19 protein-coding genes are annotated in these 22,997 nt (G+C 50.0%); 12 read left to right on the top strand and 7 right to left on the bottom strand.

Going from position 1 to position 22,997, the window contains the following annotated elements; translation table 11 throughout:
• Positions 1-64: 64 nt before the first annotated feature.
• Positions 65-799, bottom strand: coding sequence for a THxN family PEP-CTERM protein (locus tag K0B93_RS03690; RefSeq protein ID WP_219865883.1), 735 nt, complete (start codon positions 797-799; stop codon positions 65-67).
• Between the two features lie 285 nt (positions 800-1,084).
• Here K0B93_RS03690 and K0B93_RS03685 point away from each other — a divergent pair, with 285 nt between their 5' ends.
• The 10 genes from K0B93_RS03685 to K0B93_RS03640 all read left to right on the top strand — a co-directional run bounded on the left by K0B93_RS03685 (position 1,085) and on the right by K0B93_RS03640 (position 13,551).
• A complete protein-coding gene (locus K0B93_RS03685; RefSeq protein WP_219865962.1) occupies positions 1,085-2,569 on the top strand; it encodes a bifunctional 2-methylcitrate dehydratase/aconitate hydratase in 1,485 nt (494 codons plus the stop codon).
• 712 nt (positions 2,570-3,281) lie between these two features.
• Positions 3,282-4,694 (top strand): TIGR03013 family XrtA/PEP-CTERM system glycosyltransferase, encoded by a 1,413-nt coding sequence (locus K0B93_RS03680; protein ID WP_219865882.1) that lies wholly within the window; start codon positions 3,282-3,284, stop codon positions 4,692-4,694.
• A gap of 60 nt (positions 4,695-4,754) precedes the next feature.
• Complete coding sequence (locus tag K0B93_RS03675; RefSeq protein ID WP_219865881.1) at positions 4,755-5,396, top strand: XrtA/PEP-CTERM system exopolysaccharide export protein; 642 nt, start codon at positions 4,755-4,757, stop codon at positions 5,394-5,396.
• Positions 5,397-5,447: 51 nt separating this feature from the next.
• Positions 5,448-6,977, top strand: coding sequence for an XrtA system polysaccharide chain length determinant (locus K0B93_RS03670; RefSeq protein WP_219865880.1), 1,530 nt, complete (start codon positions 5,448-5,450; stop codon positions 6,975-6,977).
• Positions 6,974-7,873: a polysaccharide biosynthesis protein gene (locus tag K0B93_RS03665; protein ID WP_228743209.1), complete on the top strand. Its 900-nt coding sequence runs from the start codon at positions 6,974-6,976 to the stop codon at positions 7,871-7,873. The genes K0B93_RS03670 and K0B93_RS03665 overlap by 4 nt, the downstream gene beginning before the upstream one ends.
• Positions 7,874-7,886: 13 nt before the next feature.
• A complete protein-coding gene (locus tag K0B93_RS03660) occupies positions 7,887-9,152 on the top strand; it encodes an outer membrane beta-barrel protein (RefSeq protein WP_219865879.1) in 1,266 nt (421 codons plus the stop codon).
• A 40-nt stretch (positions 9,153-9,192) separates the two neighbouring features.
• Positions 9,193-10,062, top strand: a complete 870-nt coding sequence (locus K0B93_RS03655; protein WP_219865878.1) for an XrtA system polysaccharide deacetylase — start codon at positions 9,193-9,195, stop codon at positions 10,060-10,062.
• A 22-nt stretch (positions 10,063-10,084) separates the two neighbouring features.
• Positions 10,085-11,398 carry a FemAB family XrtA/PEP-CTERM system-associated protein gene (locus tag K0B93_RS03650; protein WP_219865877.1) on the top strand — a complete coding sequence of 438 codons (1,314 nt, stop codon included), beginning with the start codon at positions 10,085-10,087 and terminating at the stop codon, positions 11,396-11,398.
• A complete protein-coding gene (locus K0B93_RS03645; protein ID WP_219865876.1) occupies positions 11,398-12,516 on the top strand; it encodes a glycosyltransferase family 4 protein in 1,119 nt (372 codons plus the stop codon). Before K0B93_RS03650 ends, K0B93_RS03645 begins: the two co-directional genes overlap by 1 nt.
• A 228-nt stretch (positions 12,517-12,744) precedes the next feature.
• Positions 12,745-13,551, top strand: a complete 807-nt coding sequence (locus K0B93_RS03640; RefSeq protein WP_219865875.1) for a polysaccharide deacetylase family protein — start codon at positions 12,745-12,747, stop codon at positions 13,549-13,551.
• On the opposite strand, the gene K0B93_RS03635 is transcribed toward K0B93_RS03640, so the two are convergent.
• Together K0B93_RS03635 and K0B93_RS03630 are read right to left on the bottom strand one after the other, a co-directional pair.
• Positions 13,531-14,700: a hypothetical protein gene (locus K0B93_RS03635; protein WP_219865874.1), complete on the bottom strand. Its 1,170-nt coding sequence runs from the start codon at positions 14,698-14,700 to the stop codon at positions 13,531-13,533. The two genes, K0B93_RS03640 and K0B93_RS03635, sit on opposite strands and share 21 nt — an antisense overlap.
• An 8-nt stretch (positions 14,701-14,708) precedes the next feature.
• On the bottom strand, positions 14,709-15,884 hold the full coding sequence (locus K0B93_RS03630; RefSeq protein ID WP_219865873.1) for an ATP-grasp domain-containing protein: 1,176 nt from the start codon (positions 15,882-15,884) through the stop codon (positions 14,709-14,711).
• A gap of 240 nt (positions 15,885-16,124) precedes the next feature.
• Between K0B93_RS03630 and K0B93_RS03625 the strand changes: the two genes are divergently transcribed.
• Entirely contained in the window at positions 16,125-16,661 is a 537-nt protein-coding gene (locus K0B93_RS03625; protein ID WP_219865872.1) for a hypothetical protein, read from the top strand.
• The gene (locus K0B93_RS19375) at positions 16,654-18,000 is read left to right on the top strand and encodes an O-antigen ligase family protein (protein ID WP_219865871.1); all 1,347 of its coding nucleotides are present in this window, start codon (positions 16,654-16,656) and stop codon (positions 17,998-18,000) included. Before K0B93_RS03625 ends, K0B93_RS19375 begins: the two co-directional genes overlap by 8 nt.
• Positions 18,001-18,059: 59 nt before the next feature.
• Here the strand turns inward: K0B93_RS19375 and K0B93_RS03615 are convergent, their stop codons facing one another.
• From K0B93_RS03615 to K0B93_RS03600, 4 genes are all read right to left on the bottom strand, one after another.
• Positions 18,060-19,049 (bottom strand): glycosyltransferase, encoded by a 990-nt coding sequence (locus K0B93_RS03615; protein ID WP_219865870.1) that lies wholly within the window; start codon positions 19,047-19,049, stop codon positions 18,060-18,062.
• A 23-nt stretch (positions 19,050-19,072) separates the two neighbouring features.
• The gene (locus K0B93_RS03610) at positions 19,073-19,960 is read right to left on the bottom strand and encodes a polysaccharide lyase (protein ID WP_219865869.1); all 888 of its coding nucleotides are present in this window, start codon (positions 19,958-19,960) and stop codon (positions 19,073-19,075) included.
• A 426-nt stretch (positions 19,961-20,386) separates the two neighbouring features.
• Positions 20,387-21,844: a lipopolysaccharide biosynthesis protein gene (locus K0B93_RS03605; protein WP_219865868.1), complete on the bottom strand. Its 1,458-nt coding sequence runs from the start codon at positions 21,842-21,844 to the stop codon at positions 20,387-20,389.
• The gene (locus K0B93_RS03600; RefSeq protein ID WP_228743282.1) at positions 21,841-22,992 is read right to left on the bottom strand and encodes a glycosyltransferase family 4 protein; all 1,152 of its coding nucleotides are present in this window, start codon (positions 22,990-22,992) and stop codon (positions 21,841-21,843) included. Before K0B93_RS03600 ends, K0B93_RS03605 begins: the two co-directional genes overlap by 4 nt.
• Positions 22,993-22,997: the final 5 nt, after the last annotated feature.

The following is a 22,997-nucleotide window of genomic DNA, read 5'->3' as shown; positions in this document are numbered from 1 at the left end:
TAATAGCCCGGTGGCATCCATTCCAGGGATGTCACTGCGGCCATTTTCAGCCAGAACAGTCAGGCTAACCTCTTCTCCACATCTTCCTTGAGAAAAAGCCGAGCAAACTTAGCGCTACCAGAGCGAAGGATGATGGCTCAGGCACTTCCAAGGCACTGGACCGTATGATGCCCGAAAGCAATGAGGTACTCGTGGTCCTCTCCTGGGTCCACAGTTCGTGAGCGAGTTCACCGTCTTGGAAGAATCCGGTGATATCCAGATAGTACTTTTTCGAGCCAATCGCATAGTAGGAAGAACTCGACTCGTTCAACGCGAGAGTGACGCGGTCGGCGCATCCATATTGATTAATCGTAGATTCTCTGGATTCTCCATTGGCGCATGTTTCACCGGCGGCTGGTCCGTTGACGGTTTCCCAGTGGTCGAACTGAAAGATGGATTCCAGTATTTGGGAAACTCCGTCGAGATTGACCATCGCTGTAACCTTGAGTTCAGCACTCGTTAAAGGCGTACCGCCAATCGGGTGGTTGAAATGCATGAACTCGCCGAGCGAAAACTCCTCTCCCTCAGTGGCATGAAATGCTGGAGCCGCATTGCCAAGGAAAGCATAGCCACTCTGGTAATCAGGGTTGGAATTTCCCCACTTAATTGTATCCGTGTTCAGGCCTGAGACCACGGGCGCACCCGGCGTCACGTTTACCCAAGACCCCGTAACATCCGCTATCTTGATGGGAGACGCAGCGGCCAAGCCTGTCACAAAAGCCGAGCTGCAAAGAATCAGTGTAATGGCAGAGTGTTTCATAGCTAGGCATCCCTAAATAGTGAAACGCTGCTTTAATAAAGCATTACTACTGCTCTTAAAAACGAACGCAAGGTGAGTACCAGTTCTAGAATTACTGCGCTAAAACAAGTGTGTTTATTGGGGGCGGTTGGGCTACTTTGTCTGCAAGAACGAAGGGTTGTAAAAAAATGTGACGCTGGTCACGTATTGCTGCTGACGAAGCGTGGTTCCGGTAAATCCGTCGTTCCGATAGAGAGTGAACTAGGCTTTTACCTGATAACTCTGGCTGGAAAGGAGTGTGTGATGATGACCGACAACAGCGACCAGAATGAGCGCCCGGACTTTGATGAAGTTCTCCAGACGATCGCAGACTATGTGCTGGACTTCACCATTGAGAGCGCTGAAGCCTGGCGAACCGCCCGTTACTGTCTGATGGACACCATCGGCTGTGGCCTGCTGGCGTTGCGCTTCCCCGAGTGTTCAAAGCATCTCGGTCCGCTTGTGGAGGGGACAATGGTCCCGCACGGTTCCCGTGTTCCGGGCACATCGTTCCGTCTGGACCCGGTCAAAGCTGCCTGGGACATCGGCTGCGCTGTTCGTTGGCTGGACTACAACGATACCTGGCTGGCCGCCGAATGGGGGCACCCCTCAGACAATCTGGGTGGCATCCTGGCAGTGGCAGATCATCTCTCTCAGAAACGTGTTTCGAACGGACAAATGCCGCTGACCATGCACACTGTTCTTGAGAGCATGATCATGGCGCATGAAATACAGGGGATACTGGCCCTGGAGAACTCCTTCAATCGGGTCGGCCTCGATCACGTGGTGCTCGTAAAAGTCGCCTCAACGGCTGTGACCGCGAAACTGATGGGTGCGAACCGGGACCAGCTGCTGTCTGCGCTTTCCCACGCCTGGGTTGACGGGCAGAGCCTGAGAACATACCGGCATGCACCCAACGCAGGCTCCCGTAAATCCTGGGCTGCGGGCGACGCTACTTCAAGAGCTGTTCGTCTTGCAGACATTGCCATGCGCGGAGAGATGGGAATCCCCGGTGTGCTTACAGCGCCTCAATGGGGCTTCTATGACGTGTCGTTCAGCAAGACAAACAAGGATCAGAAGCTCAAGCCGGAGGGCGAGCGCTGCTTCTCGTTGCCGCGTGCGTTCGGGTCATACGTGATGGAAAACGTTCTTTTCAAGGTTTCTTTCCCCGCGGAATTCCATGCCCAGACCGCCGTTGAGGCAGCTGTCACCTTGCACCCCGAGGTCCGCAACAGAACTGAGGAAATCGACAGGGTTGTTATCACAACCCACGAGTCCGCAATTCGGATCATTTCCAAGCAGGGCGCTCTGGCCAACCCGGCTGACCGGGATCATTGTCTCCAGTACATGGTTGCGGTGCCTCTGATATTTGGGGGCCTGACGGCCGACCACTACGAAGACAGTTTTCACGAAGCAAACCCGACCATCGACGAAGTGCGGGCCAAAATGGAGGTTGTCGAAGATCCGCGCTACTCATCGGAGTACCTCGAGCCAGAAAAGCGCTCCATCGCCAATGCGATCCAGGTTTTTTTCAAGGACGGCAGCAGCACAGAAAAAGTCGCGGTAGAGTATCCGATAGGGCATCGCCGGCGTCGGGAGGAAAGTATTCCCCTGCTTGAGGATAAGTTCCTGATGAACCTGAGGACGCGCTTTCCACTTCAGAAAACCAGAACAATCCTGGATTGTTTCGCGGACCACGCAGCACTTGACGATATGCCTGTTCATTTATTCCTGGATCAGTTCGTGATTTGATCTGGTCCCAGGGCTGAATTTGTTCATTAAGACGCGATGTCGAATTAATTTACGCGCCTGAATGGGAGAACAGGCGCTTCGATACAGGGTGAAAGAAATCAGGCCGCAAAACATAGGGATGTTGTTGTGTGGTACAGCCTATGCACGTGTTATTTGCCAGTACTGTATTGGAGGGCTTATGAGGATCACCAGTGTTGGCAGATTGGTAGGTGCTCTGTCTGTGATTCTTTCGGGTGTTTTTGTCAGTGTCCCGGCTTCGCCCGTTATGGACCACGGTATCGTACTAGCCACGCACCATAGTTCCGCCAACGAAGCCCCGTCGGTACGTTCTGAGCAAAAACGGGATCTCGAGTTTCCCGATCCTTCTGGGTGGGAGGGAAAAATCCAGGGTAGCGAAGAACTCACATCCTCCCTGATCGGACCGAATTACAGTACCCGGGCCACCCCCATGACGGGCGATGACGAACTGGGTGTCAAAGTTGTGTGGCCACTCAAAGAACCCGGGTCTTTGGCGCTTTTGGGGCTGGGCATCCTCGCACTTTTGCTACTAAGCCGGGTGGGGCGTAGACGCTGACCGGAGCTCGTCGATTCCGCTTCGAAAATTCCCATCAATCATTGAAGTTACAAAAATTTACAGTAAACTCTAATGTATTGAGTTCCCGCCGCAGTGGATGCAGGGATCAGGCTCGGTTGAACATCAAAAGGAGTTGACGTGGCCCACGTCAGGCTGTTCCGGCATTACATACACCTTCCCTTCGTAATCCTCGGCCTGATTGATTTCTCGGTGTTGGTCTGCAGCTTCTCGCTGGCCGCATTTTTTCGTTACTTTGGCGATGCTGGGTTTTTCCTTGAAAACCTCGTTTTTGTTCTCCCTTCCGCCGTAGTTTTTGCTGCTGCCAACCTGCTGGTAATGATCTCGATAGGCGTCCATCAGGCCCGACTGGAAGAGGGCATGTCGGGAATGATGCTGAGAACAATCCTGGCATTGATCGTTGGCGTGCCTGTTGCCGGTTTTACTTATCTGCTGGCTAGCGAGTGGCTATGGTATCTGGGCTCCAGCGGAGTACTGACCACGGCCTCTGTTTTCGGTTTTTTTCTACTGGGTATTGTTCGCTCCGTGTTTTTTGCCGTGGCGGGCAAGGATGCTTTTAAACGCAAAGTTCTGGTCCTGGGCTCGGGATTTCGTGCAAATCAGCTTCTTGAAGACCTGAAGACCCCCTTTAATCGCAAAGGCTTCAGGCTGAGTGGTTTTGTGCCCCTCCCCGGAGAAAAAAGAGAGGTTCCGGAGGAACACCTGATTTATCCGGGCACCACTCTGCAACAATACATTCACAAATACCCTGTTAGTGAGATCGTTGTAGCCGTTGACGATCGCAGGAAAGGACTCCCGATGGAAGATTTACTCGAGTGCAAGATGGAGGGTGTAAAAATTGTCGACGGTGCGACCTTCTACGAACGGGAATCCCGAAAAGTCGCGCTGGAAATGATTTCCCACGGATGGCTCGTGTTTTCGGACGGGTTCACTGTCTCGTCGGTTTTCGGTGTTGGCAAACGATCCCTGGACATTCTCGCGGCGACAGTGCTGCTGATTGCAGGCCTACCGCTGATGGTCCTCACGGCAATTGCCATCAAAATCGAAGACGGATTGAAGTCCCCTGTTTTCTACAGCCAGGAAAGGGTGGGGCTTAATGGGCAGGTTTTCAAAGTGTATAAATTCCGGTCGATGATTACGGACGCGGAGAAGAATGGAGCAGTGTGGGCGAGTAAGAATGATTCTCGTGTTACACATGTCGGCGAGTTCATCCGCAAGGTCCGAATTGACGAGCTGCCTCAAATCTTCAATGTACTGAATGGCACTATGGCCTTTGTCGGCCCCCGCCCTGAGCGGCCGGTATTTGTTCAGCAACTCTCTGAAAAAATACCCTTTTACAGCGAAAGGCATCGCGTGAAGCCAGGGGTGACCGGATGGGCCCAGCTTTGTTTCGCCTATGCTGATAATGAGGAAGATACTCGGGAAAAACTTCGCTATGACCTTTACTACATCAAGAATCAAAGCCTGCTGCTAGATTTATTGATTATAATTCAGACAGTCGAAGTGGTATTGTTCAAAAAAGGATCAAGGTAGTTTCGGGGTTATGCTGTTCCCGAGATATGGAAAAGCAAGGAATTGTAGAGAGGATTTACAATGTCACGGATGTACTCCCTTCCAGGGCTTGCCCTGTTTTTAGTGGTCACCCTGATTTCAGGATGTGCCGGTCAGTCTGCCTCATCTCGAGATAAAATCCAGCGGGCGTTGAGCGTCAATACTGCGACCAGTGTTGAGGAATATGTGCTCGGGGCCACGGACACCGTGAAGGTTTCGGTCTGGCGTAATGAAGACCTCAGCATCGAAGTGCCAGTTCGTCCAGACGGCAAGATCTCGGTTCCTCTCGTGGGCGATGTGCAGGCAAGCGGGCGCACACCGCAGGCACTGGCCGATGACATCGAAAGTAGCCTGGCACGCTATATTCGCCAACCCCAGGTCAGCATTGTGGTTACATCGATGGGTAGCCACGAGTATACCGATCGGGTGAGGGTGACCGGTGCCGTTGAACAACCTGTATCCGTGCCTCACCGAGCCGGAATGACCGTGCTTGATGTTGTCCTTGGTGCTGGCGGTACTACTCCCTTTGCGGCCCTGAATAAATCCATGTTGTATCGCAGGGTTGACGGTGAAGTTGTCGCCATTCCTGTGCGTCTGGAAGACATTCTGAATAACGGTGATGTAGCAACGAATTACGCGATTCGACCGGGAGATATTCTTAGTATTCCGGAGCGGAATTTCTGAGCCTCCGGATTTTAAACGGACCTGTGTTAATCCAATAGTGAGTTATGCGCCATGGCATTACCTCTGTCTGAATTACCAGTCGAAATCGTTAAGGAAGTTCGCTCCCGGAAGTGGCTGGCTCTGCTGATCTTTGTGATTGTGAGCTTCGGTGTTCTGGCCGCCGGATTTCTTTGGCCTTACAAATACCAATCCGAGACGGTGATATTTATTGACGATCAGAACATCATCCGTCCGTTGATGGAGGGCAGTGCGGTTGCCACGGAAATCAACGATAGGGCGTCTGCGGCTCAGGAATTACTCTGGAGCCGGAGCGTGATCGAAAAAATCGCCAAAGATGACGAGATTTTTGGAGAAGGTGCGGCGGACGTCGGGCGTGAAAGGCTTGAGAGCCGGATCTTCGCCTTGAAGCAGAATTTATCGGTCGTCCCGCGCGGAGACAGTTATTTTGCCATTGCGTATCAAGCCGAGTCTCCAATGCGAGCTTTTCTGGTGGCTCAGCGCATGGGGCAGCTCTTTATCGAGGAGACGAATGAACGAAAGCGTACTGAAAGTCGGAATGCGTATGAGTTCATCAATAACCAGGTGCGGAGTTACGAACGACAGCTCGCCCAGGCTGAGGAGCGACTTCAGGAGTTTCTTGCCGAAAATGTCGATGGCACCGAGGGCGATGCCAATAATCGTCTGGATAATCTGAGAAGTCAGCTTGAGCTTGCCCAGATGGAAAAATCGGAACTCGAGGCCCGGGAACGCTCGCTCGAATTGGAGCTCAGTCGAGTTAATCCGACCATTCGTCAGGGCAGGACACCGGATGCCTACCAAACTCGAATCAGTTCCCTCGAAGAGCAGTTGGATAACCTCCGTCTTCGGTATCACGATACCTATCCGGATATTGTAATCCTAAGGGAGCAACTGCAGGAGTTGCGCCGCCAGAAAGCTCGCCAACTCGCCCAACAGGGTGACGAGCCACAGCCCTTGGGAGAGGAGTCCCTATCGAACCCGGTCTATCAGGATATCCAGACAGAGTTGACCTCCACTCGAGCGGACATCCAGACCATGAATTCGAGAATCAATAGCTTTAGACGGCTGCTGGCAGAACAGGCGCAGCGGATGGAACGCATCCAGGAAAACAAGGCTCAGTACATGGAGCTTACTAGGGACATGGAGGTCAACAAAGAGATCTATGACGATCTTCTGAAAAGACGTGAGCGGGCAAGGGTGTCGATGCATCTCGACGTTGAAGGGCAGGGCTTGAACTATCGAATCAACGAGAAGGCTCAGTTTCCGCTCGCGGCATCGGGCCCCGGATTTCCACTATTCGCTGCTGCTGGTCTCTTTTTGGGGCTGGCTGCGCCTTTCGGTTTAGTCGCAGGTTTGCTGCAAATTGATCCCAGAGTCCGGGCAAGGGAGCAGCTTGAGGAAACCATTGAATTGCCGGTATTGGTGCTGCTGCCACAAATAAGGACACCTTATGAGCAACGGCGGGACCATAGGATCACCATGTTGGTTGGGATGATCGCAATCGTGGCCGTGGTTGTGTATTTGAGTATCGCTGGAGCCGCTTTGATGGGAGTTATCGGATGAATGACCGAAAAAGCAACACCGGTTCCCTCAAGGATTCGGAAGAAGACCAGCCAGTTGTTGGAGATGACAACGGAAACCATCCGGAAGATGGTTACTGGTTAAGAAGCAGGGATGAACTGAATAAAGAGGGTGTCCCATACTCGGAGTGGGATGATTCCCGAATGCTGGTTCCCAGCTCCCTTGAACTTGGGCCCGGAGCTGTAGACAGGTACGTCATCAGCAAGCAGATTGTCCGCATGCAAGAGCCTCGTCGGCTCACAGCGGATGATATGGATGAACGCCGGATTATTTATCCCGAATCTGGTAACCGTGCCATGGTGAACCGATTTCGGGATCTTCGGACCAAATTGCTTGAAGCTTCGGGAGGTAACAATTTTACAATCGTTGTGAGTGCGACCAATCGGGGAGCGGGCGCTTCATTTGTCGCCCTCAATCTGGCAGCGGCATTTGCATTCGATCAATCCAAAACGGCGGTGGTCATCGACTGCAATCTTCGTGAGCCATCCCTTCACTCTACGCTCGATATCATGCCGGAAACCGGGCTGACGGACTTTCTCGAGGATCCTGATTACGATATAGCCCGAATTCTATATCCAACAGGAATTCCCCGGTTAAGACTGATACCTGCGGGTAGTCGTCGGGAAACGCCCAGTGAGTTTTTTACCTCTTTCCGGATGAAACAGTTCCTCCAGGCGGTCAGGCGTCGTTATCCAGACCGATTTATTGTGCTCGATACTGCGCCGATCACCGAATCGCCTGATGCCCGAATTCTCTCGGAATTGTGCGATTACTCCATGTTGGTTGTCCCCCATGGTCGGGTTACTCCGAATCAAGTGGAGCAGGCAGCCACCGCCTTTAATCCCCAAAAATTCGTTGGAACGGTTATCAATGGTTAGACATGGATTGTCAGTGCTGAAACGTCGGAGTGGATTACTGTTTTTGGGGATCTGGATTTGTTCGTCAGGCCCAATAGCTGCAGCTCCCGCGGTCTTCTCGGTAGGGCTGGATTCGCGGTATACCAACAACGCAACGCAGGCTCCTTTTAATGAGGAGTCGGACCTTGAATCGAGAGTTTTTGTGGGTGTCCAGCATTCCTCCGATCCTGGTAATTGCAATTCCGAGCTGGCCGCACAGGTTGGGTATAGCCGCTGGCTTGATGAGACCTTTTCACCGGAAACAACCGCCAATGCTGACTTTGAAGGTGATTGTCGCCTTGGAAGTAACCTGGTTTGGGAGGCCTCGGACTATCTTAGAGACGTTGTGCGGGACAGCCGGGTAAACAATACACCCAATAACCGGACCCAGAAAAATGTTTTCCGAACCGGCCCGATTCTTACATTTAGGTTAGGGGCAGTGGATGAGCTCTTGCTTTCTGCATCCTACGAGAACACAGAGTTTCGTGAACCTGAGCAGAAGGATGGCGAACGGTATAGTGGGTCGGTCGGTTGGAATCATTTCTTCAGCCCTTCTTTCTCGGCCGGGCTGCGTGCGAGTGCAGACCAGTCTGAACTTGATACCGAAGAGGAATTCGATCGTGTCTCTGTCAGTGCCCCTTTCAACAAGGCGTGGGCAGCGACCAGCCTGAGCGGCGCGGTAGGCTATGGCCGAATCGAATCGTCATTACAGAACAGCAGTCCACGGAAATACGACAGCTTCGTGGGCAACTTGCTTTTGGTGCGACAGATTAATGTCACAACAGAACTTGAAATTGAGGCAAGTCGAGAGCTCACCGATCAGACCTCGGATTTCGATACTCGATTTGATGATTTTATTTTCAACCTGGACCAGACAAGCGCTGTCGAGGTGACAGCTGTGCGTCTAGGGGTAAACAATGATCTTGGTGCCTCTACCTTTGACATTGGGTTGTTCGCAAACCGATCAGACTATCTCGATATAAGGATTGAGGAGGATAGTGCTGGTATTGATGCAGCCTTTCGGCGCCCGCTAACCGGCCAGTTAAACTGGACTGTAGGAGCGCGTTATGAGTTGTTCCGATACAGTGCCGACGATACCGAGGATGATGTTATTCGAGTCAACACCGGGATCGATTTCCAATTGAACAGACAGCTCAGTTTCGTGAGCGTAGTTGGATATGAAAAGCGGACCAGTGACGTGCTGAGTCGAGAATTCGATGAAGCCTGGGTCCTGGTTGGCGTTGAATATCTGTTCCGCTGAGGCCCGAATGAGGGGCACGCCAGACAGGGAAGAATACTCTATGCAGACGACGATACAGAACGCACTCACGATCGATGTCGAAGACTATTTCCAGGTTGCGGCGTTGTCGGAGGCCGTGGAACGGGATGACTGGTCGTCCATGGAATATCGGGTAGAAGCGAACACTGATCGTCTGCTTGAACTCTTCGACAGCCACAATATCAAAGCCACATTTTTCACTTTGGGTTGGGTGGCCGAGCGGTCACCCGCTCTGGTTCGACGGATCCGGGATGCCGGTCACGAGATTGCAAGCCACGGTTACAGCCATCAGCTAATTTATGATCAGACGCCGGAACTGTTTCGGGAAGAGACTCGCCGATCCAAGAGGATTCTGGAGGATATTACGGGCGAGCCGGTCACAGGCTACCGGGCGGCGAGTTATTCCATTACATCGAAATCGCGCTGGGCGCTCGACGTTCTCTGTGACGAGGGTTTTACCTGGGATTCCTCTATATTTCCGGTTCACCACGATCGGTATGGAATGCCCGGCACGCCGTTCGAGCCATACCAGCTTCGGGCACCTGGCGGCGGTTTGCTGACGGAGTTTCCCCTTTCAACGTGTCCCATCGGAAGGTACCGGTTGCCGATCGCTGGTGGAGGCTATTTTCGGCTTTTCCCATACTGGTTTAGTCGGTGGGGATTAGGGCAAATTAATAAGGCGGGACAACCGTTTATTTTTTATCTGCACCCCTGGGAAATCGATCCTGATCAGCCGCGACTGAAAGTAAAAGCTTTCTCGCGTTTCCGTCATTACAACAACCTCGATAAATGTATGAGCAGGCTCGAAAGTTTGCTTGGAGATTTTCGGTTTGGCCCCGTATCGAGTGTACTTTCGCGTGTAACGATTTCCTCAGAGGCTGTCGCCGTCTGAGTGCCTTTCGAAGGATAGTCTGATGGAAAGGGATATTTCCTTGGTTGGTCTGGAAGATCAAAAACATCGCCTGGATCGATTGAAAAACGAGAAGGGCCGCTTGGGCCGTTTGGTAAATGAGGCGCGACGGTCGGGAGGTACAGGGGATCACTGGATCTCAGAATTTCGCGACGTGTCCCAGGAGATCAAAAGGCTTCAGAAACTAATCAAAAAGCAGGTCAATGGCGCTGAGGTCGAAAAGAAATGGGCGCCGGAGACGATAGCACCCCCTCCAGCGATTACCGAGAAGCCCCTCGATAAGCCTGTTTCGGTCAAACCCTGTGTCGGCGACATGCTTATAGCGGCCGACGAATATGTTGGCCAACATCCCGGCGCAGCGGTATGGCATCGGCCCTTAATTTCTTCCTTCATCAAGCAGACGTACGGCCATAAAGCTCGTTACCTGTGTGCGGTGACAGAGTGCGGAAAATTGGTGGGAATTCTCCCTGTGGTTCGTCTCAATAGCCGTCTGTTCGGAAATTTCATGGTTTCCATGCCGTTCTTTAATTATGGCGGTGTGCTCGCGGATAATGCCGATATCGCCCATCAGTTGATTTATGCCGCTGATCAATGGCGAAGGGAGGAGGGGGCCAAGCACCTGGAACTTCGATTCCTTCAGGACAACAAACTCGGTCTGCCCCAAAGAACTGACAAGGTAACTTTCTGGTTACCTTTGCCGGATCAAAGCGATGCCCTGTGGAACAGCTTCAAGCCAAAACTCAGGGCACAGATACGTCGAGGTAATCGGGACCTGAGCAGCCTGAGTATTGGAGGTAGTGAGCTTCTGGATGAGTTCTACAAGGTATTCTCGGTCAATATGCGTGACCTTGGAACGCCGGTATACAGCCGCGCTTTTTTCCGGAATCTACTGGCAGGTCTGGACGGACAGGCCTGGCTTGTAGTGGCCCGAATTGGTGGGCGGGCAGCCGGCTGTGCGTTTTTGACCGGCTATCGGGAACGAATGGAGATACCGTGGGCATCCACCCTCAGGAAGCAGAGCCACACCGGCATCAATATGATCATGTATTGGAAGATCCTTGAGTTTGCGATTGAGCATAAATTTAAGATTTTTGATTTTGGCCGCTGCACCGAGAACGCTGGAACCTATAGATTCAAGGAGCAATGGGGGGGGCAGCCCATTGCTCTTCACTGGGATTATGTCCTGCCAACAGGGGAGAGGCTTCCAGAACTTAACCCGGATAACCCGAAATTCCGACTGTTAATAGCGGCCTGGCGAAAGCTGCCGGTTTGGGCTGCAAATCTGTTGGGGCCGCGCATTGTCAGGGTATTGCCATAATGCTCCACCACTCGGAGAAAACCATTCTGCATCTGATTGATACCACCGGACCCGGTGGCGCAGAGACTGTCTTTATTAATTTACTCAGGGAACTGGGGCGTACAGAGTTCCGAAATGTGGTGGTTCTTCGCGGTGACGGATGGGTCGCGGACAAGGTGCGTTCCATCGGGATCGCTCCACACTTTATTGATTCGAAGGGCAGTTTTAACCTTGGTTACATCAAAGCTCTCAGACGCTTGGTAAGTGATGAAAACGTTGCTCTGATTCACGCGCATCTCCTTGGCTCCAACGTTTATGGTGCGTTGCTGGCTCTCATTTGCCGAAAGCCAATGATTGCGACCTTTCACGGGGCTGTGGATGTCGCGGATGGTGAGCGGTTCCTCCGAGCGAAGTTCTTCTTGATCGGTCTTGGTGCTTCAAAGATCGTCTGTGTATCAAAACGGCTGAAAGAAGAGCTTTCCGCCCGAAGCGCCTTGCCAGCCGAAAAAGTGAAGCTGATATACAACGGTGTCGATCCTTCGAAATTTCTTAACGCCTCTCTCGCCAACTTAAAACAATCGCTCGGTCTGAAGCCGGAATCTATCCTGGTAGTGTCTGTTGGTAATATCCGCCCTGCAAAAGGCTATGAGTATCTGGTCGAGGCATCATTACGAATGTCAGAGTCTGATCCAGACATTCACTTCGTCGTGGTAGGACATCAAAGGAAGACACTTTTCGACAGACTGACCGAGCAGATATCCGAATCTACAAAAAAGCCCAGGCTTCACTGGCTTGGATTCCGGGAAGATGTGGCAGACATTCTGAGACAAGCGGATATATTTCTTCTCCCCTCCGTTTCCGAGGGGTTCTCTATCTCAACGGTAGAGGCGATGATGGCCGGGGTTCCTGTTATTGCAACGAAGAGCGGCGGGCCAGAGGAAATTATTGTTGATCGTGAAACCGGTCTTCTTATTCCGGTCAGAAACCCCGACGCCATCGTAGCGGCGATTAAGGACCTCAGAAAACCAGATATTAGGGAGAGGGTAGTAGCCAGGGCTCACACTGTTGCGGTCGAAAAGTTTGGCCTGGAGACTATGCTTCAAGAATACCGTGGGCTCTACCAACAACTTATCGGCTAGGGCAAGATGCTAAAAAGTGTTGTTCTGAAGTTTGCCAACTGTGTTGGCGAATCGGGTCTGTTTCGATCCCTTTGTCCAGGGCGGGTACCGGTGTTTATGCTCCACCGAGTGTCTGACTCTGGAGAGGAACGCCTGCCCGGATGCATGAATTCGGATATACTCCGCTCCCATCTGGATTACCTCGCCAGGAAAGGATTTCAGATTCTGTCTATGGAGGACCTCAGGGCCATGCTTGATGACGGCCGGCACCTTCCTTCGAAATCCGTTATGTTTACTGTCGACGACGGTTTTTTTGATCATCATGATGTGGCCGCCCGGGTATTTGGAGAGTTTGGTTTCACCCTGAACTTCTTTTTGATTACCGGATTTCTAGATTTGAAACTCTGGCCATGGGACGATCAGGTTGCGTACGCGTTGCATCGCGCTCAGCCCTCAAAGGTTCAGGTAAAGATGCCCTCCGGTGCCATTTTTCCGCTAGACCTTCTGAACAACGAGATCAACGATGTTGTTTATAGTCTTCGCAGCAGGTTAAAGAAGGAAAGTCAGAGCGAACTTTATGACTGGTTGGAAACAGAGCTATATCCAGTTCTGAAGGTAGAATGTCCGGACGAGATCCCTCCTGAATACAAACCAATGTCCTGGGACAATGCCAGGACTCTCCGCGATTTGGGACACGGGGTTTTTCCACATACCTGCACTCATCGAATTCTTTCAACGTTGCCAATCGAACAAAGGCAAACGGAAATTGAAGTCTCAATCAAGAGAGTAGCGGCCGAGCTACGTTATGCTCCGGAGATTTTTGCCTATCCTACCGGGCGCCTGTCTGACTATGACGAGGTTGATGTCGAGCATCTCGGTAAACACGGCATCAAGATGGCTTTTAACACTGTTCCTGGCTATGTTCGAGCTGGACAGAATTGTTTTGAACTGCCTAGATTTTCATTGCCTTGTGATTCGGATGATTTTCGCCAAATCGTTAACGGGTTTGAGGCATTCAAGATGAAATTGCGGGGATTAGCTAAACCTGCGGCGTAATTTCTTGTTGGTTCTGCGAAAGATATTTTTAATAGCATCCCAAGAATATTTACAGGCCGGGATTGGATCTCTCCAATAGAATAATGCGCCAATCCTTCGGCGAAAGAGTAGTCTTAGATAGAGAAAAAGAATGGAGAAAATGTTTTCCCGATCTTCCAGCCTCGCAATCAAATCACCAAAGAAGTTCCAGTAGACCACGTTATTTGTTTGTGGACCAAACGCCACTTCCTGGCCATAGGCCACCCGAGTGCAGGCAAGAATGTTATTGATACCGCATCGAGTATCAAACCAGTTACACATGCCCAGGCGAGGATTAGTCTCGATATATAAGTATCGACCGGAAACGGGATCTTTTTTGAACTCGATCATGGCTGGCCCACAATAGTTCAGGGCCTTTCCGATCTTTTCACACTCCTCACGCAGCTCCATGTTCTCTCGACTAATGGCCAAAGAAGTTACACCGTAATGGGACGGCATCGTCCCTAGGCGCTGGAATAGAAAACAGGCGCTCATTTCTTTCTGGAGGTTAAAGGTGACATTACAAACCCATAGGTTGTCGTCTGCACCCTGAATGACTTCCTGGCCGATGAACCTCTCTACCTGCCCCCTGAAACGTTGTCGAAATTCATCCAGTTCGGTCTGGGTGTAGAGGATGACATTCTTGGCCCCCAATATTTGATAATCGCGAAACGTACGGGGCTTGATAATTAGTGGAAAGGATTCAGGATCGTTGACAGAGAGTTGGTAGTAGGTTTTGGGTAGAGCAATTCCGCCTTGCTCCATCGCCCGGCATTCGAGCTTTTTATCGTTCAGGATACGGGTCGTTTCCATGGAGGGGACAATCAGATGATGCTTGGAATACCCTTCATTTTTGAGCTCCCCCAGTAATTCGGCGGAATTGTCCGAGCAAGCCAACAAAACCCCCGGACCGTTCTCTCTGATGAACAACCGGTCGAGTATCGGCCTGAGATCTGCCAAAGAAGGATTAGGCGGTACCAGAAAAGTCACCTCGCTGAAACGACTGTAAGTGCTTAGGTCTGAACGTTTCGTGATCAAAGTGTAGGCCTTGAGGCCGGCCTGGGCCGCGGAACGGATCGCTCCAAGACCATTGAGGCCGTTTGCGAGAATGATGACGTAGGGAGACGGCATGGACACTGTCAGCGCCTCAGTGCTCTTAAGTATTGTCTGAGTTCAAACCAAAAAGGCCTGAGGTCGTTCCAGCGATTTACTTCATGCCGGGTTTGTAGCCCTGGCTGGAAAAAACGTAAAACTTCGATGAGCTTTTGCCCAAAGGAATAGTTTTTATTCGGCGACTTCAAGATGATGATAAGCCGATCAAGGTCTCCAAGGATCCAGCGTACCCGCCGTTGTCGCCACTTTACTTCGGGCATCTGCTGCTCGGTGCAGACGAGATACAGCCACCAGGGGAAGTCTATTCCTGAATCAATAGCCAATTGCAGGGAGCCCCAGAATCTGGGGTTTACCTCCATTAAATAGCCGGTGCCGTTATGGTCAACCCGGAACTCTACCATCGCAACACCATGCCACTGGACGCCTCCCAGGAGATGCTCGGCGGATAATCTTAACGCATCATTTAATGGTGCGGACTCGCTCAAGACACTAACGCCGCCCGCAGGGGGCTTTTCACGGATCCTGCGGTGTGAGAAATAGCACACTGGCTTACCATGATTATATAGCGCGAACACGCCTTGGCCCGTCCCCGCGATGAAAGATTGAATTGTGAAAGGATATGAAAAGAAATTGTAGGAAGCCAGGTACGAACGGGCCTGTTCAGCCGATTCAGCAATGAGAACGCGGGTTGATACAATATGGCCGTCCTCAAGAATTTTTGACTTGAACGGCTTTAACACGATGGGGAAGTGATCTATTTGGCCGAGCTTCCTCAGTCCTTCTTCAGCATTTTCACAAAACAGGGTTTCGGGAACCGGCACCCCCTTAATAGTGGCATATTTGAAAAGCTCGTTCTTGTTGGCAAGCTTCTCAACGGAGTCGCTACGTGGAAAGGGAAAGGTTACATGTTGAGGCAGTTCGTCGCGGTATCGGAGAAGGACATATGTGGTCGCTTCTGTAATGGGCAGCAAGAAGGAAATGTCCAGATCGTTGACTAGCTTTACTATCGCCTCAAAAAAGAGGCGTGGTGACTCATAAGGGTCAGGATAGGTCGCCCTTACTTTGCAATAACGGGACATTCCAGCCATCGAAGTCGCTGTGCTTTCCGCGACTGCCACCCATAGATTTCTAGAACCAAGAGATCTGACCGCTGCCAGCGATGCCCGCTGGTTCCCATCAAGCACCAAGATTCTGGATTCCATGGATAGCAACGTCCTTTGTTGGTACCAACCTTGAGAAGCGGGACTATATTATCATTAATAACAGCTCCAAATACTATCGAGGTGGGCCGTCGTAGAAGATACGTATGTTCCTCGTAATCTGATCAGGCGTCTATGTGAAAGATAGCTCAAGAACTTCTCCGTTGATTACTTCAGTTGTGGCATGATAGGGCTAGCCATAGATTTTCGGGGACTTTCACTCAGAAATAAGGAGATTATCTGGTGAACCGGGTGGTGTATGAACGGTTTGGATCAAGAAATGGGCTTGTTCGATTTCTTGGGTATTGGCTCCTCTTTCAGATAGGTGCCTATCGCCGTTTCCCCGCTTTGATACCTGCAGCCGATCAGCGGGTCGTCTTTGTTTGCAGTGGCAACATATGCAGAAGCCCTCTGGCCGAAGTGTATGCTCGCAGCCTGGGCCGTGAAGCCAGGTCCTGCGGGCTTGACTGCACCGATGGTCATCCTGCCGATCCGAGGGCTAGGGAATTCGCACGTAGGCGCGGTTTAACACTGGACGACCATAGGACGGTCAATGTCCGGAATTTCGAGTTTCAGGATAATGACCTGATCGTCCTGATGGAGCCGACGCATATCGCCTCTTTTCAGAATAAGATCGGTAAAGCCTATCCACTGGCGCTAGCGGGAAGTTATTGCAAGCGGCCTGCTCCTTATATTCACGATCCGTTTAATTGCAGTAAAGAGTTCTTTGCCAACTGTGAACACAAGATCATGGAAGCGGTGAGGAGAATCTGTGATTAAAAAGCGCAAGGAGGTCAGTCTCCAGGAGTTTTATCAGCTCAACATCGGGGCGATGTGGCGGTATTTCAGAACCGAGACACTGGCTTTCTGGATGATCTGCGCCTACCTGTTTCTGGAGTACGTAAGACCGCAGTCTATTTACCCTTTCCTGAACTTCCTTCCGTGGACACAGTTGGCTGTTCTTGGAGCATTCATCGGGTGCTTTAATGATAAGAGCGTAAAATGGGTTTCGTCTCCAATAAATATTTGGCTGGTATTGTTCTTTGTCATAATTGTCCTTTCAAGTGCCTTTGCCTATTGGCCATCATTTGCTTTTGAGCGACTGGAGAATTTTTATACCTGGTTTATTATTTATTTTTTAATTATTAATATCGTAAATACCGAGAAGCGGTTTTTTATATTTATATGTATTTTCTTTTTGGCGACGTTTAAACTATCACTTTCGCTTTCAATAACCTGGGCAAAGCGCGGCTTCGCGTTCACCGATTGGGGGTTAAGTGGGCCGCCTGGCTTTTTCCAGAACTCAGGTGAGCTTGCCATCCAAATGCTGGTTTTCTGGCCTCTTGCCTGGGCATTTGCCCTGTATCTGAAGCCACATATCAGTAAAGCTAAATATTTTATTCTGTTACTGATGCCATTTACTGCAATGATGGTCGTTCTCGGCGCCAGTTCCAGGGGCGCACAGCTTGCCCTGCTTGTTCAATTGATCGTACTTAACTCCAGGTCCCTGTTTAAACCAAAGGTTTTGGTTTCCTGTGCAGTGGTTTTATCCATTCTTTGGGCCGTTCTGCCCCAGGAGCAGAAAGATCGTTTTCAGGTGGCAGGGGACGATCGAACCTCGATTCAGAGACTCCTTTATTGGGAAAACGGCATTGATATGATGAACAATCATCCTGGGCTAGGTGTGGGGTATTTTAATTATGTCCCATTTTATGAACGGGCGTATTACGAAGACATGTTATACGATTTCGCTGAACTTCCTCACAATATCTTCATTCAAGTTGGAGCTGATTTGGGGTATCCCGCATTGGTACTCTATTTGATTATGATCTCCTATGCATTATTTAAGACTAGAAAAGTCGGGAAAGTTCTGAAAAAGAATGCAGAGAGTAGTTTCTTCACGACAATTTTTTCTTATCTAAACCTTTCTCTTATTGGGTTTGTCGTTGCGGGTCAGTTTGTTTCCGTTGTTTATTATCCTTTTCTCTGGATTCATTTTGCTTTGTTTGTGTGTGCCTGCAATATTGTTTTTTCGGAGGTTTTGGTCCCAAGTCGTCGCAAGAAAAAAATTCATCGACTTGGGCGCGGAGCTGAAGGCAAGGAACTGAGTCGGGTGTAAATTCGGCAATGCCCTGATAACTGTTCATGGGTTACAGTTTGATCAACCTAATCTAGGAATTAAAGCTGCTGAATCTGGGAGAGTAGTATCGCCCTCTGGCTGGTTTCCCTTTCGAGAATTTCTTTTTTCAGGTCAACTGCGTCCTGACGCATGGGCTCAATACCGTTTACCATTTGATCTATCGCATGCTTTATATCCTGCGCTGTGTTCTGGCTAAAAACGGCGCCTTTCGAGAAGTATCTCCTTTGCACGGGCGTGTCCGAGAGAATCACGGGTTTCTCGGCGGAAATACTCTCGTACGCTCCACATACCATGCAATCCGACCGCTTTGTCATATCAATGCAGAAGTCCGCTGAGAAAAGATGATCATGGAAAGCATTTTCATCTATGAAGCCGAGAAGATGGACGTTGCTTGGAATGGTGTTAGTACGCAAGGATCGGATTTTCTTATGGTTTCCGGAAAAAAAGAACTCGACCTCATCTGTAAAAGCTGAAGCCGCTTCAAGAATTTCGCGGTAAGGTTCGTCTTCGCTCCAGGAGGTAATGCAAAACGCTTTGATCTTCTTTTTTCCACCGCATTCGACCGGTGCCATTTTCCTCTCAAGGTTTGGAAGAGGGTCCGGCAGGATGATCGGAGTGCCGCCACACGAGGTGATGAATTCGGCCAATTCCGGGTTTGTTACGATGACGGCGTCAGCCTTTCGAATAACAAACCTGTTTATTCTTGGCAGAAACCGACTACCGTTTTCCGGCCCGTGAATTCCGGCGTTGTGGGCGTCGATGATTACTTTAAATTTTCGCCACGGTTTGAGAGTTATCGCGAGGACTGCCAGAACAATAGAAGGGTTCTGAGCAAAGAAGTAGCGCGGTTTTTGTTTTCCTACAATAGCGATGGTTCGGAGAGTGCTTCTAATATAACGCGAAGCGCGACCGGGGCCTTCTTCAATGACTTCGTAAAGCGGGACATTAAAATAATCACTCGCAGAGCGGTTTCTGGTTTGCCGCTCCCATGTCACCCAGACTGCATCATCCCTGATTGTGGGGGGCATAAGAATACCTTTCTTGAAATGGTCTATTCCACGTTGAGCTGTGGTGCCGCTGGACGAACACTTGGCTCCCCGCCACCGCTACTGGCACCGCCAACCATTGGATTGCCGCTAGCGTCTCGGTTCGAAGGCGTATCCGACGTAACCACGATATCGTCTACATACATGAACTGCGTCTTGGGCGCTGCGCCATTCCAGTATGTGAAAAGATGAGCCCGGTCAGACGTGTCGGAAGAGCTGTTCAGCGTTTCAGCCCCCGTGATTTCCCGGAGCAGCCTTCCGTCTTTCCATACCCGAACGACGGCAGTTCCGCCTTGGTCGGCGGGAACATTATCAAATTTGATATACATCTCATAGGTTTCCCACCGTCCGCGTTGGACCTCATCCGAGGGCGCACCGAATTCAAACCATTGTTGCTGACCTTCGTAAATAAACTTGTGGGGAACCGTGGATGCTTCCGGGTTCATGTACCAGTCGTTGTACCCGGAGTTGGAACCATCACTCTTCTGAGCATGAATCCTGAGAAACTTCAGGTGACCGCCACCGCCGGTTGAGTCGTAGTTGAATCCCTCGGGAAAATAGGTGTTGACGCTGAACCAAACTTCATCGCCCTTTCTTAACAACTCCGGGTAATTGATGATCCCTCCCCACTCACCAAAGGCCGTCGAGCCTCCGGTCACAGTCAACTTAGCGGCCTTGCTGCCAGTCAGAACCCGCTCGTCGGTAATGTAGGATCCTCCGGCTGCGTCATCGAAATCCTGATCACTGCCGCTCTGCGCTTTGGAACCGATCGCCCCTTGCTCGAAAGTCAAAGCTCGCGTCCAGGAGTAAGCGGGAAGGGAAAGGGCCACTAACAGCGAAAGTGCCGCTGTTTGGACGAAAACATTGGAGTGTTTCATGTTTACTCTCTCCATGTTGCGGACTTGGGAGGCGTGTCTGATGCAGAGGCAGAAACGCGGTTTGACGTTGGAACAATTATAGCTGATTGTCCTTTAGTCGGAGCAATAAATTTTCTGGTTTCCGTCGCAACTTTAATTGTTCGTTCTGGTGCTCCCGGACAATAGAAATCTCACTATCTGAGTCGTATAAAAGACGGTTTCATATAACCTCTTGTTTTTAACCGAGTCTGTGTGGGGCGTTTAACGGTGAAGTTGGCCAGTAATCGGTCATTAAGGAATTGTCATCATTAAAAGAGCATTACCAAAATGCTAATCATTTGGTGTCGAGTACTACGTAAGTGCAGACAATATTACGACTCTACGTAATGGTCATTTCGGTCTCCGAAATGGGAGAATTTGAAACTTTTCGAAGTATTTAATCGAGCGCTAAAGAAGAATCAGTTAATGTTTCTTGAAAAATCCTATTACATAGTCTTTCGATCCTGAGAGTTCATGTTTCTCAAACAGTGAGAAAAGAACTGCTAGTGAGAATGTTATTGCAAGTAAAATTTTACTGGATATTGAAGGAATAGATAAATCTTGATTAATAAAGGACTGGTCAACTATTGCAGCTAGCAATAATACCACAATGCCGGTAAGCAATGATTTTTGGTTTATCTTCATAGGATAGATTTTATTTGCGATATGTAGTGCATACGCGTATTGGACAATAGAGCCAGCTGCCAGCGCAATTGAAGCCCCAACGAAACCATAATCGGGTATTAAAACGAAATAGAATGCGGTAATAAAGGCCGCGGTAACGATGTTATTCTTGGTGAGCTCGAAAGTTCGGTTTCGATACATAAAACTGAAGTTGTTGAAGATCGTCAAGCTTTGAAAAATCCCCGCCAGTACAAGAAACGGGACGGCGTCAGTTGCAGGGTGGAATGGCGGGGCAGACATAAACTGAATAATCATCGTCGAGAATGTGTTTACGCTGATGCCTGAAACCAGCAAGAGTGCAGTGATCATCCGAAATGCCAGTGAGTATGAGGGGTAGGGGTTAGCCGTTTTGGCAATGGCAAAGCGCTCAGTTTGCCAGTATTGCGAGAACGGACTCCAGACTAGGACACCTACAATCGCACCGAATTTTGATGCTAATTCGAAAAGTCCCACATCATCCAGGGACGAGAATATACGGATAAAATAACGGTTGGATGAACCAATATAAAGTCCAATGAGGCCTGATATCCACAATGGCCAGCTGAATTTTAAAATTTTAACGGCCACAGATTTTGTTAAATGGAAGCCGGTATGATATATCGTGTAGGTCGTTAAGGTAATAGATATAATGACTGAAGATATAAGGCTGCTTAGTGCAAGGCCCATTAGGCCCCAGTCTAATATAACGATTGTCAGAATGTTCAGGCTTAGCTGGAGGGCAAGCTTAGCCATGCTAAAGTTAAAGAAAGTCCATGGCTTTTTAACTATTCGTAAATAGGTGAGGCTATATTGCTCTAAGGCATGGGTAAGTATCAATGCGGAGAAGATGATTATGTAGATGCTGTATTTTTCGTCTCCGAATACGAGTGACGATAGGGGAGTTGAAAAACTGGCCATTATCAAGCAGGCAAAACCACTGAAAAAAGAGGTGATCAAAAAAGCAGTAGTGACTACGGAGTTTTTTCGTCTCCGACTATCTTCTTCGTGAAAAAATTTCGGTACGGCCTGAAACATGTGGCCACCTAAAATAATTTCAAAAAGGCTTACCAAGAATATTAAAAGGCCAATAACACCATAGTCGGCAGGCGTTAAGTAACTTGTGTAGATTGGGAGCATCAAGAACCCAACAAGCTGTCTGGATATATTTCCGACAGCGTAGATTGTTGAGTGTTTGACCATTTGTTGGGTTTGGCTCACAACACAAGCTCCTGCTCGCGTTCCAGTTCTCTGAAAATATTGATTATTCCCTTCGCTTGAGCGGTTCGGGAGTAATGTTTGATGACACGTTCTCGGCCTTTACTTCCCATGGTTTCGAGAAGTTCTGTTTGATTGAGAAGAGTATTCAGTTGCTCTGCTGCAGCAACATGATCGTTAACGGGGAATTTTCTACCGGTGTCGGGTGCTACCGCTTCATTCAACCCCGGAAGATCTGATACCAGGAGTGGTAATTCGGTTGCCGCCATCTCAAGTGAAGACATAGGGAAGGAGTCCCATTCAACTGAGGCGATCATCCCAACGGAGCAACTCTTCAGGAGGTCAGGTACATCGGCCCGGTATCCGCCAAAGGTGATGTGTTCATTGACCTCAGGGTCCTGCAGATATTCCAGGAAGTTCTCACGCTCTCCCGGTCGGTTTCCGAGGATAAGGAACTGAACGTTCTTTTGTTTTAGCTTGCGGGTCAGGATTTCTGCGGCCTGAAGGATAACGTGCACACCCTTTCTTCTTTCCATATGCCCGGAAAATACAACGATTTTTCGGTCCCTTGGTATGTCAAAACATTCGTGGGCGTACCAACGTCTTGACGGGTCGGGTGCATACTTCCGAGTGTCTATTCCGGTTTTAACAATGGAGGTTTTCGAGAAGGGGATTCCTCTACCATTAACAGCGGTATCACGCATTCCGTCAGATTGAAAAACATAGTGATCGGGGCCGTAACGTTTGGTTGAAACCTCGAGCTTTTTTAGGAAGAGTTTTAGGCCGCTGTTTAGCGAGCTCATTGGCGCCCCCCAATATGATACGAAGGTTTTTACACCGCCCTTCCGAAGCGCCTGATACATCGGACGTGAGACAGGCTGATCAAATCCGAGGAGGCGCCGGATCCGGTGTTTCCTGACATAGGATTCGATGCTCCTGAGTTGATCGGGGTCTGACCACTGTGTATCAAGGTGAAGGATATTGGTCAGCTCCGCCGGCAGTGAAGAGGTCATTCCGCCGGTCAAATCTGAGTACGCGTAATGCACGTTTTGAATATCGCCCGCCAGATTCCTCGCAACATCTAGGAACGTGTGTTCATGGCTTGATGCTGCATACCCGGGGTTCGACTCACAGTGAAAAAGAACCATCATTCCTG

Source organism: Marinobacter sp. F4218 (assembly GCF_019443085.1).
Taxonomy (GTDB): domain Bacteria; phylum Pseudomonadota; class Gammaproteobacteria; order Pseudomonadales; family Oleiphilaceae; genus Marinobacter; species Marinobacter albus.
The sequence above is the reverse complement of the archived record's forward strand: the minus strand, read 5'-3'. Positions and strand labels throughout refer to the sequence as shown.

Bases quoted from the DNA above. Each gene is read 5' to 3' on its own strand.
- K0B93_RS03610 (WP_219865869.1), bottom strand. From the start codon at position 19,960: ATGGAGAGAGTAAACATGAAACACTCCAATGTTTTCGTCCAAACAGCG.
- K0B93_RS03655 (WP_219865878.1), top strand. From the start codon at position 9,193: ATGCAGACGACGATACAGAACGCACTCACGATCGATGTCGAAGACTAT.
- K0B93_RS03670 (WP_219865880.1), top strand. From the start codon at position 5,448: ATGGCATTACCTCTGTCTGAATTACCAGTCGAAATCGTTAAGGAAGTT.
- K0B93_RS03685 (WP_219865962.1), top strand. From the start codon at position 1,085: ATGACCGACAACAGCGACCAGAATGAGCGCCCGGACTTTGATGAAGTT.
- K0B93_RS03690 (WP_219865883.1), bottom strand. From the start codon at position 799: ATGAAACACTCTGCCATTACACTGATTCTTTGCAGCTCGGCTTTTGTG.
- K0B93_RS03675 (WP_219865881.1), top strand. From the start codon at position 4,755: ATGTCACGGATGTACTCCCTTCCAGGGCTTGCCCTGTTTTTAGTGGTC.
- K0B93_RS03615 (WP_219865870.1), bottom strand. From the start codon at position 19,049: ATGCCCCCCACAATCAGGGATGATGCAGTCTGGGTGACATGGGAGCGG.
- K0B93_RS03600 (WP_228743282.1), bottom strand. From the start codon at position 22,992: ATGATGGTTCTTTTTCACTGTGAGTCGAACCCCGGGTATGCAGCATCA.
- K0B93_RS03635 (WP_219865874.1), bottom strand. From the start codon at position 14,700: ATGCCGTCTCCCTACGTCATCATTCTCGCAAACGGCCTCAATGGTCTT.
- K0B93_RS03650 (WP_219865877.1), top strand. From the start codon at position 10,085: ATGGAAAGGGATATTTCCTTGGTTGGTCTGGAAGATCAAAAACATCGC.
- K0B93_RS03645 (WP_219865876.1), top strand. From the start codon at position 11,398: ATGCTCCACCACTCGGAGAAAACCATTCTGCATCTGATTGATACCACC.
- K0B93_RS03630 (WP_219865873.1), bottom strand. From the start codon at position 15,884: ATGGAATCCAGAATCTTGGTGCTTGATGGGAACCAGCGGGCATCGCTG.
- K0B93_RS03640 (WP_219865875.1), top strand. From the start codon at position 12,745: ATGCTTGATGACGGCCGGCACCTTCCTTCGAAATCCGTTATGTTTACT.
- K0B93_RS03665 (WP_228743209.1), top strand. From the start codon at position 6,974: ATGAATGACCGAAAAAGCAACACCGGTTCCCTCAAGGATTCGGAAGAA.